This window comes from Wolbachia endosymbiont of Drosophila seguyi, from assembly GCF_028981765.1.
GTDB lineage: Bacteria > Pseudomonadota > Alphaproteobacteria > Rickettsiales > Anaplasmataceae > Wolbachia > Wolbachia pipientis.
Map to the genome: position 1 here is coordinate 1 of NZ_JAPQLM010000143.1, position 2,937 is coordinate 2,937.

General features: G+C 32.9%; 3 protein-coding genes. All 3 read left to right on the forward strand.

Annotation, left to right across the window (positions count from 1 at the left end):
• The coding region (locus OZD62_RS03495; RefSeq protein ID WP_275019437.1) for a sensor histidine kinase at positions 1-960 on the forward strand (960 nt) is incomplete at its 5' end.
• 189 nt (positions 961-1,149) lie between these two features.
• The gene (gene bcp / locus OZD62_RS03500) at positions 1,150-1,617 is read left to right on the forward strand and encodes a thioredoxin-dependent thiol peroxidase (protein WP_010963157.1); all 468 of its coding nucleotides are present in this window, start codon (positions 1,150-1,152) and stop codon (positions 1,615-1,617) included.
• Between the two features lie 16 nt (positions 1,618-1,633).
• Positions 1,634-2,731 carry a DNA replication/repair protein RecF gene (gene recF, locus OZD62_RS03505; RefSeq protein WP_275019438.1) on the forward strand — a complete coding sequence of 366 codons (1,098 nt, stop codon included), beginning with the start codon at positions 1,634-1,636 and terminating at the stop codon, positions 2,729-2,731.
• Positions 2,732-2,937: the final 206 nt, after the last annotated feature.

Below are 2,937 nucleotides of genomic sequence, written 5' to 3' on the forward strand. Positions count from 1 at the left end.
TCTATTTTCCCTATATTCCATGAAAATAGCGTTAAACCGTCGTTTTTTTTGAAGATTCTTCGAAACTACAATAATTCTTATGTTATAGCATATGGCCTGTTTTTAACATTTTTGGGCCTATTATTAATAATCTTAATATTAATAATGTTCTATTTGCACTTTTCTAATACCCAAATGCTAGCCAAGCAACATAAAACTAACATTGAATTACAGCAGATAAAAGAGACATTAGAGCAAGAAAATGCAAACAAGCTAAAGTTTTTTGCAAGCGTTACACATGAATTACGCACACCTCTTAATGCTATTATTGGATTTGCAGAGTTGATCAAAAATGAAACTTTAGGTTCAATGGATAACTCTCAATACAAGGAGTATGCAGACGATATATATAATGCAGGGACACACTTACTTGCCTTAATTAATGATGTGTTAGATTTTTCAAAAGCTGAATCAAGTAGTTTAACAGTAGAAAAAGTGAAGTTTAACCTGAACAAAATAATAGATTCATGTGTAAATATGCTATTGCCTAAATTAAAAGAAGCCGGGATTAATTTAAAAAAAGAGATGACTAATAAACAATTATTAGTCATTGCAGATCCCAAGAGAATGAAACAAGTTATAATAAATTTATTATCAAACTCAATCAAGTTTACTCCCAAAGATGGTTTAATAAGAATGGTGATAAAAGAAAATATAGAAAAAAACTTATTAACTATTGAGTTTCATGACAATGGAATAGGAATAATGCAGCAGGACATATATAAGGTTATGTCTGTTTTTGGCCAAGCAGATTCGGGGTATAGAAACGAAGGTACGGGCATCGGATTGCCGCTAAGCAAGAAATTAGTAGAGTTAATGGGTGGAACTTTTGACATTAAAAGTGAAGCAAAACTTGGTACTACGATAACATTGAACTTCTTTTATGAAGAACAAACATGTGAAGATTCGATTGATTTTTAATAGGATCTATTTGATATGGCCTTACATCAGACGAAAACCACACTTTATCAAGAGCGGCAAGCCGAGAAGGTAGGCAGAAATTCATCAATAAGCCCCCATCAAGAATCTTATCTGTTAGCTATATATAAAATTTGATACTCTGACTACAATATACTACTATAGATGGAAGTGTTATTAATGGAGCAAGGTATGGAATTAGCAGTAGGAAATAATGCACCCGATTTTAGCTTGCCAGCAGATTCTGGTGAAAATTTATCACTGAGTGAATTTTTTGATAAAAAAAATGTAGTTCTTTATTTTTATCCTAAAGACGATACTCCGGGTTGTACAATGGAGGCAAAAGGCTTTAGAGATAAAATAGATGATTTTTCTTTTCTTGACACAGTGATAATTGGTGTATCAAAAGATAGTGTTAAGTGTCACACTAACTTCAAAGCAAAATATTCTCTGCCGTTTTCTTTAGTTTCTGATGAGAATGCTGAAATGTTGGGAAAATATGGTGTTTGGGTAGAGAAAAGTATGTTTGGCAAAAAGTATATGGGAATAGAACGCACTACTTTTTTAATAGATAAAAAAGGTAAAATAGTGAAGATCTGGAAAAATGTAAAAGTTAGTGGACATGTTGATGAGGTTCTGGAAGAAGTAAAGAGAATATAAACTAAAGAATAGGTTAATGGCTACCCATTGCTACATAAAAAAGCTGAAATTACATAATTTTCGTAGCCACTCAAACTTTGAACTGGATTCAGATGATAGCTCAGTTGTAATAACTGGCAAAAACGGTATTGGTAAAACTAATATACTTGAAGCAATCTCGTTGCTTGCTAAAAGCAATGGAATGAAAAAAGTAAAAGCCAGTGAGATACAAAATAGATTCAGTAATGAAGATTGGGTAGTGCACTATGATTTTTTTAATGGAATGGATTTTAATTCAATTGGTATCGCAAAGAGTTTTGATAAGAAACTAATACAAATTGATGGAAAAACGCAATCGAGTTATTCATCTTTGTATAAGATATCCAATGTAATATGGCTGATTCCACAAATGGACTATGTTCTTCTTAATTCTCCAAGTGACAGATTAAAATTTTTAGACCGTATAGTCTCACTGTTTGAGGAAAATTACACTTGCTGCTACATGAAACACAGAAAAGCTAAACGTGAGCGAAGTAAACTGTTGAGAGAGAACACCTTGGACGAAAATTGGCTCTCTAGTCTTGAAAACATAATGGCCGTTAATGCAGTTAGTATTTTACGTATGCGATCGTCTGTTTTAAAGACACTACAAGACACAATTGATAACCATTCCAGTGAGTTTTTTCCGAAGGCAAGTTTGAAATTCAGCAGCCAGCTAACTTTGGACGATACTGCAGAATATTTTCAGAATCGTCTAAAGGAAAACAGAGAAAAAGATTCATTGACTGGTAGAGTAACCTTTGGTGTGCATAACGATAATTTTCGGGTTTTTTGTCAAAAAAGAAACGTACCAATAAATCTGTGCTCCACTGGAGAACAAAAGTTATTACTGCTTTCTATTATTTTATCCAGTGTAAAAGCAAGGTGTATTCATTACAATAAGGCACCACTTCTTCTACTTGATGATATAATGTCTCATCTGGATAAACATTACAGAAAGGCGTTAATGGAGGAAGTGTTAAGTATTCAATGTCAAACTTGGATAACTGATGTAAATCAAGATAATTTCAATAGCTATCTTTATTCTTTCAAGTTTTTTGAATTATCAAATGAATTAAATGCAAAACTTCCTTGACAAACCTCGCCAGCCCCCTTATCATGATACTGAAGGTATTCAGTTATCTTCATCTGTGCAGATTAAACAGCAAGAAAACAACGTAGTTGGCGTCTTATTTTTAATTTTTTGCACTATGTGCACCTTATGTCTTCACAACATTTCTGGGTTTTTACCTATATAAGCTGAAACGCGCTTATAAGTCGTTTAAGACAGTATAGTACGCC